Origin of the sequence: Bacteroides cellulosilyticus DSM 14838, assembly GCF_000158035.1 — a bacterium.
Taxonomy (GTDB): Bacteria; Bacteroidota; Bacteroidia; order Bacteroidales; family Bacteroidaceae; genus Bacteroides; species Bacteroides cellulosilyticus.
Genome location: NZ_EQ973488.1, coordinates 318,351 through 319,763 on the forward strand (window position 1 = coordinate 318,351; position 1,413 = coordinate 319,763).

General features: G+C 46.8%; 2 protein-coding genes. Both read left to right on the top strand.

The window, feature by feature from the left end; genetic code table 11:
- Positions 1-433: glycoside hydrolase family 88 protein (locus BACCELL_RS02665; RefSeq protein WP_007209981.1), on the top strand; the 433-nt coding region annotated here is incomplete at its 5' end.
- 35 nt (positions 434-468) lie between these two features.
- Positions 469-1,413 (top strand): glycoside hydrolase family 140 protein (locus tag BACCELL_RS02670; protein WP_044153192.1); only part of this gene is annotated, 945 nt, incomplete at its 3' end.

Here is a 1,413-nt window from a genome sequence, read left to right on the forward strand (position 1 = left end):
AGGACGCGACAGCGTACTGCAAATTCTACAAGGTCTGGCACAGGCAATGGTGAGGTATCAGGACCCGCAATCCGGAACCTGGTATCAAGTGACCGACCAGGGAGCACGCAAGGGTAATTATCTGGAATCATCGGCAACAGCCCTGTTCATATATACACTTGCTAAAGCCATCAATGAGGGATATATCGGAAACGAATACATCACCCCTGTACAGAAAGCATTCGACGGCATGATCCGTGAGTTCACCCGTCTTGAAGAAGACGGCACTTACACATTGACTCATTGTTGTGCCGTAGCCGGACTGGGCGGGAACTCCGGAAAGTATCGTGACGGCTCGTTCGAGTATTATATTGGCGAATCCGTGATAGAAAATGATCCCAAATCCGTAGGGGCGTTCATATTGGCAGCAATTGAATATGAACGAATGAATTAGTGATTAAGCAAACAATTATAATAACATCAATAACAATGAAAACATTCAAACTAATCCCTTTTCTTCTGCTTTTGCTGACTATGGCAATGCCCGCCTCTGCACAGAAGAAAACACAGAAAACGTATATCCCCTGGAACAATGGTAAACTAATGGTCTCCGAAGAAGGTCGCTATCTGAAACATGAAAACGGCACTCCTTTCTTTTGGCTAGGAGAAACTGGATGGCTACTGCCTCAACGTCTGAACCGCGATGAAGCCGAGTATTATCTGGAACAATGTAAACAACGGGGATATAACGTCATTCAAGTTCAGACCCTGAATAATGTCCCCTCCATAAATACCTACGGACAATATTCTATGACTGATGGATATAACTTCAAAAACATCAATCAGAAAGGCGTATACGGCTATTGGGACCACATGGATTACATTATCCGTACAGCTGCCCGGAAAGGACTTTATATCGGTATGGTCTGTATCTGGGGCAGTCCTGTGAGTCGCGGAGAAATGACGGTAGAGCAAGCCAAGGCTTACGGCAAATTCCTCGCCGAACGCTATAAAGACGAGCCGAATATCATCTGGTTTATCGGAGGCGATATTCGTGGTGACGTAAAAACCGCTGAATGGGAAGCTCTCGCCACATCCATCAAAGCAATAGACAAGAATCACCTGATGACCTTCCACCCACGCGGCCGTACCACTTCCTCAACTTGGTTCAATGCCGCCCCCTGGCTGGACTTCAACATGTTCCAAAGCGGGCATCGCCGCTACGGACAACGTTTCGGTGACGGTGATTATCCAATCGAAGAGAATACCGAAGAAGATAACTGGCGCTTTGTAGAACGTAGTATGGCCACAAATCCCATGAAACCCGTAATTGACGGTGAACCTATCTACGAGGAAATTCCTCACGGTCTGCACGATGAGAATGAATTGCGCTGGAAAGATTACGATGTGCGCCGTTATGCCTACTGGTCGGTT